Origin of the sequence: Sorangium sp. So ce363 (genome assembly GCF_051520435.1) — a bacterium.
Lineage (GTDB): Bacteria > Myxococcota_A > Polyangia > Polyangiales > Polyangiaceae > Sorangium > Sorangium cellulosum_B.
Genome location: NZ_CP150333.1, coordinates 8,156,700 through 8,170,734, shown reverse-complemented (window position 1 = coordinate 8,170,734; position 14,035 = coordinate 8,156,700). Strand labels below are relative to the sequence as shown.

Annotated in this window: 8 protein-coding genes; 4 read left to right on the top strand and 4 right to left on the bottom strand. The window is 71.3% G+C overall.

Features of this window, described 5'->3' with window-relative positions; all coding sequences use genetic code 11:
- Positions 1-94 precede the first annotated feature (94 nt).
- The 3 genes from WMF12_RS30650 to WMF12_RS30640 all read right to left on the bottom strand — a co-directional run bounded on the left by WMF12_RS30650 (position 95) and on the right by WMF12_RS30640 (position 6,366).
- A complete protein-coding gene (locus tag WMF12_RS30650; RefSeq protein WP_437851091.1) occupies positions 95-1,621 on the bottom strand; it encodes a hypothetical protein in 1,527 nt (508 codons plus the stop codon).
- 8 nt (positions 1,622-1,629) lie between these two features.
- Positions 1,630-4,269 (bottom strand): TonB-dependent receptor domain-containing protein, encoded by a 2,640-nt coding sequence (locus WMF12_RS30645; protein ID WP_437851089.1) that lies wholly within the window; start codon positions 4,267-4,269, stop codon positions 1,630-1,632.
- 237 nt (positions 4,270-4,506) lie between these two features.
- The gene (locus tag WMF12_RS30640) at positions 4,507-6,366 is read right to left on the bottom strand and encodes a protein kinase domain-containing protein (protein WP_437851087.1); all 1,860 of its coding nucleotides are present in this window, start codon (positions 6,364-6,366) and stop codon (positions 4,507-4,509) included.
- Positions 6,367-7,337: 971 nt separating this feature from the next.
- Here WMF12_RS30640 and WMF12_RS30635 point away from each other — a divergent pair.
- The 3 genes from WMF12_RS30635 to WMF12_RS30625 all read left to right on the top strand — a co-directional run bounded on the left by WMF12_RS30635 (position 7,338) and on the right by WMF12_RS30625 (position 11,543).
- On the top strand, positions 7,338-9,023 hold the full coding sequence (locus WMF12_RS30635; RefSeq protein ID WP_012238434.1) for an FHA domain-containing serine/threonine-protein kinase: 1,686 nt from the start codon (positions 7,338-7,340) through the stop codon (positions 9,021-9,023).
- A gap of 108 nt (positions 9,024-9,131) precedes the next feature.
- The gene (locus WMF12_RS30630; protein WP_437740197.1) at positions 9,132-9,683 is read left to right on the top strand and encodes a hypothetical protein; all 552 of its coding nucleotides are present in this window, start codon (positions 9,132-9,134) and stop codon (positions 9,681-9,683) included.
- Between the two features lie 12 nt (positions 9,684-9,695).
- Complete coding sequence (locus WMF12_RS30625; RefSeq protein WP_437851085.1) at positions 9,696-11,543, top strand: hypothetical protein; 1,848 nt, start codon at positions 9,696-9,698, stop codon at positions 11,541-11,543.
- On the opposite strand, the gene WMF12_RS30620 is transcribed toward WMF12_RS30625, so the two are convergent.
- Complete coding sequence (locus tag WMF12_RS30620; RefSeq protein ID WP_437851083.1) at positions 11,500-12,519, bottom strand: FG-GAP repeat domain-containing protein; 1,020 nt, start codon at positions 12,517-12,519, stop codon at positions 11,500-11,502. The genes WMF12_RS30625 and WMF12_RS30620 overlap by 44 nt on opposite strands.
- On the opposite strand from WMF12_RS30620, the gene WMF12_RS30615 reads away from it, so the two are divergent.
- A complete protein-coding gene (locus WMF12_RS30615) occupies positions 12,476-13,765 on the top strand; it encodes a phosphoglycerate dehydrogenase (RefSeq protein WP_437740194.1) in 1,290 nt (429 codons plus the stop codon). The two genes, WMF12_RS30620 and WMF12_RS30615, sit on opposite strands and share 44 nt — an antisense overlap.
- Positions 13,766-14,035 lie beyond the last annotated feature (270 nt).

Below are 14,035 nucleotides of genomic sequence, written 5' to 3'. Positions count from 1 at the left end.
AAACCGGCGCTTTCACCGCGCCCGGGCCCGGATCGCGGCGGCCTTCGCGCCGCGCGCGACCCGACGCCGCCGCGGCGCTGCGGCGTTGCGGCGTTTACTGCGCGCAGGCCGCCGGCGTCGGGTGCTCGGCGCAGTACGCGCTGTCGTCCGGCGGGCCGATGCGCAGCACGACGCTCTGCGACGCGAGGCGCGGCCGCGCGCCGCAGACGTCGGCCGTCTCGGCCTCCGACGGCGCGCACACGCCGGCCTCGTTGGGCACGGTCCAGGCCTGACCGGTGCCGTAGATGAGGTTGAGCGCGTAGCTCCCCTCGGGCAGGCAGCCGAACGCCACCTCGATCGTGCGCCCGAACTGCCGGCTCAGCGCCGCCTCGACCTGGGCCACGTCCCGCTCCGCGATGATGTCGTTGCCTTCCTTGTCGGTCTTGTGGCTGAGCACGAGCACGCCCCCCCGCTCCGGCTCGGTCGGGTGCATGCACAGCGCGGCGGGCCGGACGCCGATGAGCGCGCTGTCTCGCGGCTCGTTCAGCGGCTCCGGGCCGAGCGTGGCCGTGGTCACGAGATCGTCGTAGATCGTGAGCCCCTGGAGGAGCACCGCGGGCGCGGCCTGGCTGGTCAGCGGCTCCTTGTCGTCCTGCTTCGCGAACACCGAGATCGGGAAGAGCGCCGGGATCAGGGCCGAGTCGGGGACATGATCGTCGCTGTCGATCGCCCCGTCGCCGTTCACGTCCTGCCGCGCGTAGGTGAGGGTCGGCGCGGGCTCGCCGCCCACCGGCAGCGAGAGCGGGGGCTTCGCCGCGCGCGCGACCTCGCTGTCCGGCACCCCCGCGGCGAGCCGCAGGCGCAGCAGCGACGCCTCGGTGCCGGCGGGATCGGCCGGGCTGAACGTCTCCAGCTGGAAGTCGGAGGCCATGACCACCTCGCTCGGGCTCTGCGTGACGCCGGACGCCGGCGCGAGCACCTCGGCGACGTGGAAGAGCGGCCGCTCCAGCGGGAGCGGGAGGCCGAGGGTGACGGCGATGCCGCTGACGCGCGTGCCCGTCTCGGGGATGGGGGCGGCGATCGTGATCGCGCGGTACCGCGGGGCGGCGCCCTCGAGCACCTCGGTCGCGTTCTCGATCGCGCCGCCGGCCACGTCGCCCCGGGTCGGCAGGTTGGCGATGCTGAAGGTGGGGTCAAAATTGCCGTCGTGGTCGTAAAAACCGCGGATCTGGTAGGTGCCAGCGACCAGGGGCGAAAGCCTCCAGGGGACGCTCACGGTGACGGGCGGCTCGTCCGGCTCGGGGCAGTGGAGCGCGCCGTCCTCGGAGCGATCGAGCGCGGCGCCCAGGCCTCCGAAGAGCTCGTCGCCGGGGATCACGTCGATGCTCGCGGCCGAGGTGCCGAGCCCCTCGGGCGGCGGCAGCAGGCGCGTGTCGAAGCCGAGCACGACCGCGGCGCCGACGACGTGGCCATCCTTCGTGCAGGGCCGGGGTCCGGCGTACGTCACCGTGCCGTCGAGCACCCCGGCGGGGCCGCTCTGGTCCGGCAGCGGGACGAAGACCTCCACGTCGTCGCAGCCCGGGAGGGCCGCGAGGAGTGCGCCGAGCAGGAGGAGACCGGTGCGGGGGCTGGGTCGGAGCATGGCCTTGCCTAGAGCGAGTAGCTGAAGAATCCCATGAAGCGCCGGCCGATGCGGTTGCCGAACGGGTGCATCTGCAGCGCGTTGTCGCCGAGCCCGTCGAGCGCGTTGAACACGGTCGCGGAGATCTCGGCGCGGTCCAGGAAGCGGTAGCCGACGCGCGCGTTGAGCAGCGTGTACGCGGGCAGCTCGTACTGCTTCGTGGCGATGACCGTCCCCGTCGGGACCTGCTCGGCCCACACCTGCGAGGACTGGTAGTGGAACGTGAGCTCACCGTCGACGCCGATCGGCGTGCGGACCTGGACCCCTGCGTTCACCTTGTGCCGGCTGGTGCGCGCGTCCTCGAGCGCGTCGCGCCCGTCAGGGCGCCGGTGCACCGAGCGGTTGAGCGCGTAGTTGGCGAAGATGTCGAGCCCCTCGGTGGGGTAGACGCGGCCGCCGAGCTCGCCGCCGAAGACGTGGTAGACGTCGCTCTGGTTCTCGAAGCCGCCGAAGCCGGAGGTGTATCTCCCCGTCTCCGGGTTCAGCCCCCCGGACCCGTGGGCGCGCTGCGAGAGGGTCGTGCGCTGCGGCTCGGCGAGCACGATGAGATCGCTCACGCGGTTGTAATACGCGGTGACCTCGAACTCGAAGTAATCGCTCTGCTGGTTCAGGTAGCTCGCCTCGGCGGTGATGATCTGCTCGGGGTCGATGGGGCGCTCGGAGCTGTCCGGCGTCCTCGAGGTCGAGAGGAGCTCGAGGCCGGGCAACGCGAGCTGGATCGGCAGGTCGACGTAGGCCTCGAGCGACGTGGGCGAGCGGAACGCCGTCGAGCCGGAGAGGCGGATCGCCTGGCGCTCGGTCGGCTTGACGATGACGGAGCCGCGCGGCGACGGGATGAGCCGCTCCAGGTAGGGCACGTAGTCGAGCCTCCCGGACGCGACCAGCGTGACGCGCTCGCCGAGCTTCATCGAGTCCTGGAGGAACACCGAGCCCTGGTGCTCGAGCGGCATGTCGTCCTCGAGGTAGCTCCACGAGGTCGCCTTGAGCCGGTAGCCGAGGCCGATGTGGAAGTCGTGCACGACGGGGCTGGGCGCGCGGAGCGTCTTCACGAACTCGAGCTCGGCGTTCACGACGTGCTGCTGCGGCCGCCCTGCGAACAGGGTGTGCCCGAGGTAGGCGGCGTTGAGCAGCGAGTACCCGTCGAGGTTCGAGTAGTACGTCCGCGCGTTGACGTTCTCGCTGCGGTACGCGACCGCGACGTCGGCGTTGGCGACCTCCAGGTTGTAGTCGTTGAAGGGGCCGATGCCGTAGACGTCGAGCTCGCTCCGGGCGTAGCCGGCGCCCACCGTGAGCTCGCGCTGCGGCCCGAGCCGCTGCGAGGTCCGGAGGTCGATGCGGACGTTCTGCGCGCCGAGATCCTGGCTCTGGCCGCTCGTCTCGAGGTCGATGCGGTCGTCCGCGACCTCGCGCGACCACCGGGGGTAGCGGGTGTAGCCCGCGGAGAGCCGGTACGCGAAATCGCCCTCGCGCGCGGAGGCCCACACCGAGGCGTAGCCCTGCCGGTGATCCCCGTAGCCCGCGCGGAAGCCGCTCTTCCCGACGCCGGGCTCGATCGTGATGATGTTGACGATGCCGGCGAAGGCGTCGGCGCCGTAGAGCGCGGAGCCCGGGCCGCGCACCACCTCGATGCGCTCGATCTGATCCACGTCGATCGAGAGCGCCTCCCAGAAGGTCGAGCCGAGCACGTCGTTCTTGACCGTGCGCCCGTTCACGAGGACGAGGATCTTGTTGGCGAGGCGGCTGTTGAAGCCGCGCATCGACACGTTCTCGTCGCCGCCCGTGATTTGCATGACGTCCATGCCGGCGACGCGCCGGAGCAGCTCGGGGATGCGCGTGATCCCGGAGAGCCGGATGTCCTGCCGGGTCACGATGGTCGTCGAGTTCGGGGAGTCGAGCGGGCTCTGGGCGCCGCGCGAGGCGGTGACGACCGTCTCCTGGTAGACGTCCTCGGTCCGGGCCGCGCCGACGATCCTCGCGGCGTCGCCGGGGGCGGCCTTCGAGCCCGGCCCCGGCGCCTTCGTCGCGGCCGTCGCGGGGGCGCCCTGCGCGGCGGGCTCCCCGGCGGGGGGCGGCGGGGCGGGCGCCTCGCCTGGGGTGGGCTGCTGCGGCGCCGGCTGCTGCGGCGCGGGCGCCGGCGGCTGCTTCGGCTCGGGGATCGCCGCGGCGCGCTGCGCGGCGAGGCGCTGCTCCAGCTGCTCCACGATCCGCGTCACCTGCTCACGGTCCGCGGGGTCGCTCGCGATGTACTCGCGGTAGGCGGCGAGCGCCTGCTCGATGTGGCCGGCCTCGGCGTGCGCGCGCGCGATGTTGAAGGTGACGTTCGGGTGCGGGAGGATCTCGTTGGCCTTCTGGAGCTGCCGGATGCCCTCGTCGAACTGCTTCTGGGCGATGAGATCCATGCCTGCCCGGAAGTGGAGGCGCGCCTCGGTGCGGGCGTCGGCGAGCGCGCCGCGCGCGGCGGTCATCGCGCCGAAGGCGACGGCGCAGGCGAGGAGCTTCCGCTGGAGCGCCGTCGCGCGGCGCGGCCGCGCTGCGTGGGCGTCGTCGGTCGGGTCGAGCGCCGGGACATCGTCGCGGCGGCGGTGCGAGCAGGAATCGGAAGACGACATGAGTTCGCCCTGTCCTCAGCGGGGCCGGGGAGCGACGGCGATCCCGGCGAGAGCTCGGGAGCGCTGACGGCGCTGCTCCCCACATCACACCGAACACTTCATCGACGGGTCCACGTGAGGAGCGTCCGGTGAGCTCCTCGCGCGAACGCGAAGCCACTGCGGCCATGGTAAGAGGCCTTAGCCGCGAAAGCGCGGCGACTCTACCAGAAGAGCGGCCGGGGCGCGTCCGCGCCCTCGTCAGTAGGGGTTGCTCTTGTACGGCTCGGGCTTCTGGATGTTCGCCCTGGGCTTGCTCGGGGTCGCCGGCGCCGGGATCGCGGCCGGGTCGAGCTTCGCGCGCACCTTCTCCTCGGCGCCGGAGACGTGCACCGTGGCGGGCTTGTAGCCCGGCTTCTCGAACACGAGCTCGTGCTCCAGCGCGAGCGCGGCCGCGGCCCCTCGCCAGACGATCTCGCACGGCGTCTCGGCGCAGAGCTCCTTGTTGCCTTCCCTGACGGCCGCGCCGGGCGGCGAGCTCTCGATGTGCAGCCCGCGCGCCGCGGGCGCCGGCGCTGCCGGGGCTGTCGCTGCGGGCGGAGGAGGGCTCACCGCGCCCTGCTCGCGCGCCGCCGCGCTCGTGTGGGCGACCGGCACGCGCGCCAGCAGGGCGGCGGCGACGCCGACCCCGACCGCGAGGACCGCGGTGAGCGCCCAGGGGATGACCTTTCGACCTGGGCTCGCGCCGGTCTGGATGGCGGAGAGCACCTCCGCGGGCGGCGCTGGGCGCGACCCCATCGCGTCGGTGATCGACGGGGGGACGAAGACGGGCGCCGCAGGCGGCTTGAGGGCGCTGTCCGTGGCGAGGGGGCCTGTATAGGTGGCGGGTGAGCTCGTGGGGGGCGACGAGTACGGCGTGGAGAGGCCCGGAAAATCGCTCGTCGTCGAGAGCGGAGCGGCCGATGGGTGCGGCGTGGCCGACGGACGCGAAGGCGCCGATGGGTACGGCGTGGCCGATGGATACGAAGGCGCCGACGGGTACGAAGGCGCCGATGGGTACGAAGGCGCCGACGGGTACGGCGTGGCCGACGGATACGAAGGCGCCGACGGGTACGGCGTGGCCGACGGATACGAGGGCAGCGACGCGCGGTAGCCCATCGTGTCGGACCGCATGGGCGGGTTCTCGCCCGTGTCTCGCGTGGAGATGCCGCCTGCGGTGAACTTGAGCGCGTTGACGAGCTCGTTCATCGACGAGAAGCGGTGCGCCGGGTCCTTCTCCAGGCAGCGATAGACGATCCCCTCCATCGTCTGCGAGATGGAGAGCTGCGGGTTGTGGGCTTGCATCGGCGGGATCTGGTCGTGGACGTGCGACATGAGCGTCCCGACGCCCGCGCCCTTGTCGAAGGGCACCTGGCCCGACAGCATCTCGTACATCATCACGCCGAGCGCGTAGATATCGGTGCGCGCAGAGACATCGCTGCCGGTGATCTGCTCGGGCGCCATGTACTTGGGCGAGCCCATGAACAGGCCTTGCTGGGTCAGGTCCTCGCCGCTCTGGGTGTCCTTCACGAGCCCGAAATCGAGCACCTTCACGTGGTCGTGCTCGTCCTCGTGATCGACGAGCAGCACGTTGCCCGGCTTGAGGTCGCGGTGCACGACCCCGAGCCCGTGCGCCTCGCGGAGCGACCGGCAGATCTGGCGCGCGATGTGGGCCGCGCGCGCCTCGGAGAACGGCCCTTCCTCGCGGAGCACGCGGTGCAGGGTCTTCCCCTCGATGTACTCCATCGCGATGTAGTAGATATCGTCGTCGCTCTGGCCGTAGTCGAACACGGTGACCGTGTTCGGGTGCGTGAGCTTCGCCGCGATCGACGCTTCGAGGAAGAAGCGCCTGTGGAACTCGGGATCGTGGTCGCCCTCGTACTTGGGGCTCAGCACCTTGAGCGCGCAGATGCGGCCGAGCGGCGCCTGCTCGGCCCTGTACACCTTCCCCATGCCGCCGCGGGCGATGACGCTGACGATCGTGAAGCGGCCGTTGATGACACGCCCCAGCAGCGGGTCTGTCGCGGCAGCCCTCGAGACCTTCGAGCTGCCGGTTACCTCTCGCTGTCGGCTATCAGGCATGTCGCGCCTCTCCTCGGGCAGCGGGAGGAGGTGAAGATTGGACACACAGCAGCCGCCTCGGGAGCAGTGTGACTGAGGCGACTCTGAGGTGTCAATCTGCAGTGCCACGATACAAGCAGGGAATGCGTGGAGCGTGGTGCGCTGCCGTCCGTGCGGTCGTTGAGGCGTGGCGGGCCGCGCGAGGCTGAACGTCGGTGACCCCGGCGCGTCGCTGCGGGGTGAAGAACGTAGGACGGATCGCGCGCAGGAGCGGGACGTTTGCACGGCCTGCGCATCGCCTCGGTGCGCGGTTCGCGGGCGGATCGCTCCGTCGCGGAGCGCTGCGCGGCGCGCGGCTGGAAGGGTGTCGACCTGCGGCGGACCGCGACCATGAGCAGGAAGCCGCGTTCCGCGCGAGGCCGCCGATCCAGATGCGGTTCGCGTCGTCGGTGAAGAGAGAGGGAGAGCGACGTGCCTGCGATCGAGAGGCCCATGAGCGGAGCCGGGGAGCTGTCGGCGCGCACGCGACCGCCGTCGCCGCTCCCGTTCACGCCCTCGGACGGCGTCAGTCGGACGATTTCCTTCGCGTCCTCTGCACCGTCTGCATCGTCCCGGACGAACATCGGTCCGCTGGGCCGTTCCCAGGCCGTCGCGGAGGAGCCACTCTTCTCGCCCGTCCGGTAGATGGGAGGTGGCTTCAACGGCTCGCTGGCCCGGCGCAGTTCACGTCAGCGCCGGCCCGCGCGCGGCGGTCGCGCCGGGTTGGCCGAGCCGCGTAAACAAATCAGCCGTCATCGTCAAGAGATCCCGGCGGCCGGGACGTTCGTAGGTGCGATCTCGGCCCAAATCAGCGGGGAGGCGGCCGCCGCCGCGCGGGGTTTGGCCTCTCCCTCCGAACGACCGTTGCGCTTGACGTTCAGATGGACGACGCTGTGCGCCGCAGCCGGTGTCGGGCACGCTCCGGTTCGCGCTCCTTTTATCCACCGCGGGCCGTGACCAAGACACCCCCTCCTCCCATCACTGCCGGAACGGTCATCAATGACCGTTACGACATCCGTCAGAGCCTCGGTAAGGGCGGCATGGGCGAGGTCTTCCTGGCCTTCGATCGCTCGACGCAGCAGACCGTGGCTCTCAAGGTTGTCCGCGAAGAGTCGCGCATGCCAGGCGACGACGAGGCGCTTCGCCAGGAGCTCCTCCTCGCGCGCTCGGTGGGCCACCCGAACGTCTGTCGCGTGCACGACCTCGCGCCGAGCCCGTGGGGCCCCATCCTCGTGATGGAGCAGATCCCCGGGCAGACGCTCCACACGCACATCCGCAAGCGCAAGGCCCAGGGCGGCTACTCGGCGGACGAGTTCCGCAAGATCGCGAGCGAGGTCTGCAACGGGCTCGCGGCCATCCACGCGCAGGGCCTCGTGCACGGCGATCTGAAGCCGGGCAACGTGATGGTCTCCGAGGGCCGCGCGGTGATCCTCGACTTCGGCTTCGCCCAGGAGCGCGCGCGCGCCTCGGCGCGCCGCCCTGGCGCCCCGCCCGACGGCGGCACGCCGAACTACATGTCTCCCGAGCGGCTGCGCAACGGCGGCGCGAGCCCCGAGGACGACGTGTACGCCATGGCCTTGACCCTCTGGGAGATGTGGACCTGCCGCGTCCCGGAGCCCGGCTACAAGCCGCGGGTCAAGACGATGAAGCAGCAGATCATGTTCGACGTGCCGGCGGGCCTGTCGATCGACGAGGTGCGGCAGATCTTCCGCGGCCTCAACGAGGACCCGTCGATGCGGCCGCAGGCGCGGCACATGCGCTTCTTCAACCCGTCGCAGCTCACGACGAGCCCGATCCAGCTGCCGCGCGAGCGCCTCGATCCGGGCCCGCCGCCGGGCGGCGCGCTCAAGCTGAACTTCACCCCCGGGGCGCAGTCGCTGCTCGTGACGTACGCGACGAACGCGCCCGAGATCGTGGGCTCCCTGCTGCCGCTGCACGACACGAAGCTCGCGCTCGGCCGTCGCAGCGATCAGAGCCTGTGCGTGCCCGAGGCGACCGTCTCGGGGGCGCACGCGATCCTGAAGTGGCAGACGGGGTCGTGGTTCATCGAGGACCAGGGCAGCACGAACGGCAGCTACGCGGACTTCAACTACGAGCGCAAGTCGCAGGTCTCGCTGCTGCACGGCGGTGAGGTGCAGGTCGGCGAGTGCCGGATGAAGCTCGTGACGTTCGGCCCGGACTCGCCGCAGCACCGGCGCGCGAAGCAGTACCTCGCGAAGCGCGACGGCCTCACCGGCCTGCTCGTGCGCGAGCACCTGATGAAGGCGATCGACGAGGACGGCCTGTTCGCCGACTGGGCCGAGGTGCCGATGCAGGTCGCGCGGTACGAGCTGCGCGGGCCGAACCGCCAGGTCAGCGAGCGCCCGACCATCCTGGAGATGCTCGCCCTGCGGAAGGCGGCGCAGCGGGTGATCGATCTGACCGAGATGCTCCTGCTCAGCCTCACGCCGGCCGTCGCGGGCCGGACGGGGCCGCTCAAGTTCGTGGTCTCGATCGTGGGTCCGAGCATCGACGAGGCCCGTCACGTGGTCGAGCAGGTGGTCGCGCAGGTTCAGGGGATGCTCCCGGAGACGCTCGAGCTCGGCGCGACGCTGGTGAAGGGCGAGCCTGGGCGCCCTGCGCGGACGCTCATCGATTGAGCCTGAGCGCGTCCGATGAACAGCCGGCCTCCGTTCCCGTCCACCTCCAGTCCGCCGTCTCAGCCCTCGCCGTACCGCTACCTCGGTCGCGGTGGCAGCGAGCGCCCCGTGCGGCTCCAGATCATCATCGCGCTCGTCGCGGGCCTCATCGTGGTGGCGGTGCCGCTCTACCTGTGGCGGCGCCCGAAGCCCGAGTCGATCCCCTCCGCGGACGCCGCGACGGCTGACGCAGGCACCTACGCCTGGGACGCGGGCGCGCTCGCCGACGCGGGCGCCGAGCTGTCGGAGGGGGTCACGCTCTCGCCGTTCACCACGATCAAGTGCGAGAACCCCGGCCCGGGCACCACCCCGCCCGAGCGCTGCGATCACGTCACTTTCTTCGAGGACGGCCTGTCGCGCGCGATCCGCGACAACGTCCAGTGCGCCCCTTCCGGCAAGGCGGGCGTCACGGTGAGCTTCGTCCTCGAGATGGACTTCCGGCGCAAGCGGACCAACCTCTACGTGGGCAAGTCGACGACGGTGAGCCGCGCGAAGACGAAGGAGCTGCTCCGCTGCGTGAAGCGGGCCATGCCGACGCCCGACTGGGGGACGATCCCGCACCAGTACGTGAAGTACAAGATCAACGTCATGGCGACGTACCCTGCCAACGAGTCCTTCTGAGGCGAGAGGCTCGTGCGTAGCGCATCGATCGTCCTGGTGCGCTTCGCGCTCCCGGCCCTCGGGGCGCTCCTCGCGATCGAGGCGCAAGCCCAGCAGGGCGGGACGGCAGCGGCCGCCGGGAAGCAGGGGGGGCCGGCGGCGCCCGCCGCGCCGGCTCGGCGCGAGGGCTATTCGAGCTACGAGAGCGCCACCATCGAGCGTGTCCTGTCGCGCCTCGGCGCGACGCTCGATCCTGCCCCCGAGGGCAAGATCGTCGAGGGAATCGACGTGGTCCCGCTCGAGGTGATCGAGGACCGCGATCCTGCGCCGGCCTTCCTGAACTGGTTCCACGCCCTGTCGCGCCCGTACGTCATCCGGCGCGAGGTGCTGCTCGCGGCCGGGCGCCCTTACGAGCAGGCGCTCGCCGACGAGTCGGCGCGCAACCTGCGCGACCTGAGCCAGCTGTCGCTCGTCCTCGTCTTCGCCGTGCGAGGCGGCGCTCCGGATCGGGTGCGGGTCGCCGTCGTCACCAAGGACGTCTGGAGCCTGCGCCTCAACTCGGACTACCGCATCGCCGGCGGGCAGCTCGAATACCTGTTCCTGCAGCCCAGCGAGCAGAACCTGCTCGGCGTCCACCACTCCGTCGCGGCGCAGCTCGCGCTCGATCCCGGCGCGCTCTCGTTCGGCGTCACCTACGCGATGCCGCGCATCGGGGGCAGCCACGTGCGGCTGCGGACCCAGGCGAACGCGATCATCGACCGGGAGACCGGCGAGTTCGAGGGGACGAGCGGCGAGTTCATCTACGGCCAGCCGCTCTACGCGACGCAGGCGGAGTGGGCCTGGGACCTCGAGATCTCCTGGCGCGACGAGGTGACCCGCCGCTTCGTCGGCACGAAGCTCGCCACCTTCGACGCGGAGGCGACGCCGAAGGACGATCGCGTCCCGTACCGCTACCGGAGCGATCTCCTGGTGGGCGGCTACGCCGTCACGCGCAGCTTCGGCGGCGGCGCGTCGAGGTCCTCGGCCGTGAAGCACGACGTCTCGGTGGGCATCGAGGCGAGCCGCAAGGTCTATCGCCTCGACGCGCCCGGGGGCCTCCCCCCTGCCGCGATCGCCGAGTTCGAGGAGCGCGTGATGCCGGTGAGCGACACCCGCGTCGCGCCGACGTTCAAGTACGCGACGTACTCGACCCGCTTCTTGCGCGTCCTCGACTTCAACACGCTCGCGTTGCAGGAGGACTACCGGCTGGGGCACGAGCTCGCGATCCTGATCTATCCGGTCACGACCGCGCTCAACTCCAGCCGGAGCTTCCTCGGGATCTCCGCCGCGGCCGCGTACACCGTCGCGCTCGGCGACGGCCTCGCGCGCGCCGTGGTCGAGACCGTCACCGAGCTCGACGGCTCGCAGATCTTCGACGCCTCCATCGAGGCGCGCGCGCGGGTTCACACGCCGAGCTTCGGCGTCGGGCGGCTCGTGTTCGACGTGCGCCTGTTCGACCGATACAGGAACTACCTGAACAGGAAGCTGGTCCTCGGCGGCGACACCCGGCTCCGCGGGTACCCGACGGCGGCGTTCATCGGCGAGGACGTGCTCTCTGCGAACCTGGAGCTCCGCACGCGGCCCCTCGAGATCTGGTCGTGCCAGGTCGCGGGCGCGGCCTTCTTCGACGCCGGCGACGCCTTCGACGGCTTCGACGATCTGCGCCTCAAGCAGTCGGCTGGCTTCGGGGTACGTGCCCTCTTCCCGCAGCTCAGCCGCGTCGTCATGCGCGCCGACTGGGGGGTGCCGCTGACGCGCGGCTACAAGGAGCCTGACGCGCTCCCCGGCGACATCCTCGTCACCTTCGAGCAGGCGTTTCCGATGCTCCCTGCGGACGAGTAGGGACGCCGCCGGCGCCGGGCGGCGCCGGTGGACCGCTCGCGGCCGCTGCGACGCGCGCGCGGTGCGCCGAGAACGCGCCCCGGAGCGCTGGCGTCACCGGCTCTCGGTCGAGCGTCGCGAGCGTGTCGGCCGCCGGCCTGCCCGCGAGCACCGCGTGCCAGGCCCGCTCGAGCGCTCCCCGCAGGCGCGCGGCGTCGTCCTTCGGCGGCTCCTGCCGCTTGCCCTGGCCGGCCGTCTCCGCGCCGGGGCCTTCCGCGCGCGTTGCATGGAACGCCCGAGCGACGCTGCCGCGGTGCGTGTAGCGATCTCCCTCGAACCCCGCGACGTCGAGGAGATCCGGCGCGATGGGATCCCCCTCGTCCAGCGGGATCCGGCCGGCGAGCTCCAGGGTGCCATCCTGGTCGACGTCGAGCGCGAACCGCGGCGGCGCCGCGAGCTCGACGGCGTACCGGGCCGCGCCGAGCGGCTGCACGGCCCAGATCTCCAGCTCGCCTTCCTCGTTTCTGAGCACGACGTCCGGAGCGCCGTCTTGGTTGAGATCGGTCCCGGAGCGGAACACCCCGAGCTGCTCCGTCGCCTCCGGCTCGTGGCCGGGGAGGAGCGACGGTATCAGCTGGGTCGCCTGTCTGCGGTCCACGCGCCCGCTGTCGAGGGGCCCCGCGGCGATGACCACGCCGTGCGGCGTCGCCACGCGGACCGCCGAGGCGCGGCGCCCGAGCGCATCGGTCCCGCTGTAGCCGCGCACCACCACCTCGCCGCCGCGCCGTAGCGCGCCGCGGAGCTCGACCTCGAGCTTCAGCCCGAGCTCGGCGGCCTCCACGTCGATGGCGTGCAGCCGAGCGTCGAGGTCCGGGGGCGCGACGAACGCGCCGAGCGTCGGTCTGCCCGCTGCACCCCAGGGAGAAACCTGATGATCGCTGGCGCATGAGCTGGTGCAACTGACGCAGACGACGCAGACGAGGCGTAGAACGCCCATCGTCAGCGAGAGCTTTTCTGTTACGGTTCCCGTCCGCATGCGCCTGCTAGTAGCCGACAAAATGGACCTCTCGGCTCTGGAAGAGCTCAAGGTGCTCGGGATTGAGATCGAGTCCCGGCCGGAGCTCACCAGAGACACGCTGCCGGCGGCCCTCGAGGGGATCGGCATTCTCGTCGTTCGTTCCACGGAGGTCACGGCGAAGGCGATCGCGTCCGGGCGACAGCTCAACCTGATCGTGAGGGCAGGGGTCGGCGTGGGGACGATCGACGTCGCGGCCGCGAGCGCGCGCGGCGTCTACGTGGCGAACTGTCCCGGCAAGAACGCGACCGCGGTGGCAGAGCTGACGATGGCGTTCATCCTCGCGCTGGACCGCCGCCTGGTCGATGCGACGTCGGAGCTCCGGGCCGGCCGCTGGGAGAAGGCGAAGTACTCGGTGGCCCGTGGCCTGTTCGGTCGGCGGATCGGGATCGCGGGGCTCGGCGCGATCGGCCGTGAGGTGCTCCTGCGCGCCCGCGCGTTCGGGCTCGAGCCGCACGCCTGGTCGCGCTCGTTGACGCCGGGCCGCGCCGCCAAGCTGGACGTCAGCTATGCGCGGACCTTGGAGGATCTGGCTGCCCGCTCTGACATCTTCACCGTCCACCTGACGGCCACCCCGCAGACGCGCGGTATCGTCAGCCGGAGCGTCCTCGAGGCGCTTCCCGACGGCGCCATCGTCGTGAACGCCGCGCGCCCCGAGGTGATGGACTACGCCGCGCTCGAGGAGCTCATCCCGCGCAAGGGGCTGCGGGTCGGCCTTGACGTGTTCGCCACCGAGCCTGACAAGAGCTCGGCGCCGTTCGAGTCGCATCTCCTCGGGCGAGGGCTCGTCTACGGCACCCCGCACGTCGGCGCGCAGACGGAGCAGGCCCAGCGCGCGGTCGCCCTCGAGACGGCCCGGATCATCCGTGCCTTCATGACGGAGGAGGAGCTGCCCAACGTGGTCAATATCTGCGCCACGTCGCCCGCCCGCTACGCGGTCGTCGTCCGAATGATGGACAAGGTCGGCGTCCTCGCGAACACCCTCAGCGTCATGAAACGCCACGGGATCAACATCGAGGAGATTTCAAACACCGTCTTCGAGGGGGCCACTGCGACCTGCACGAAGATGCGCGTCTCCGGCCGGCCGAGCGAGGCCTGTCTGAAGGAAATCGCGGCGTTCGAGGAGGTCCTGCACGTCGATATCGTCGCGCTGCCGAATCTGGCATAACGCTGACGGACCCGGCGGGCGCGTCGCGTGACTGCCGCGCGGCGGGGAGCGCTCCAGCGCTGACGCGCTGCTGGCCGTCGCGAGGACGCGAGGACGCGAGGACGCGAGGACGCGAGGAGGAACCGGCGGGAGATCTCCGGCCGTGCAGGGGCGGTTTGCCCGTATCCCCCCTTGCATGAGGGCCCGCACTCGACTAGGTTGTCCGCCGACAACTAGGCGGATCCGCGAGCCGGGTTCCCAGTTCGGGGAATCGGCTCTTTTTTTTTGGCG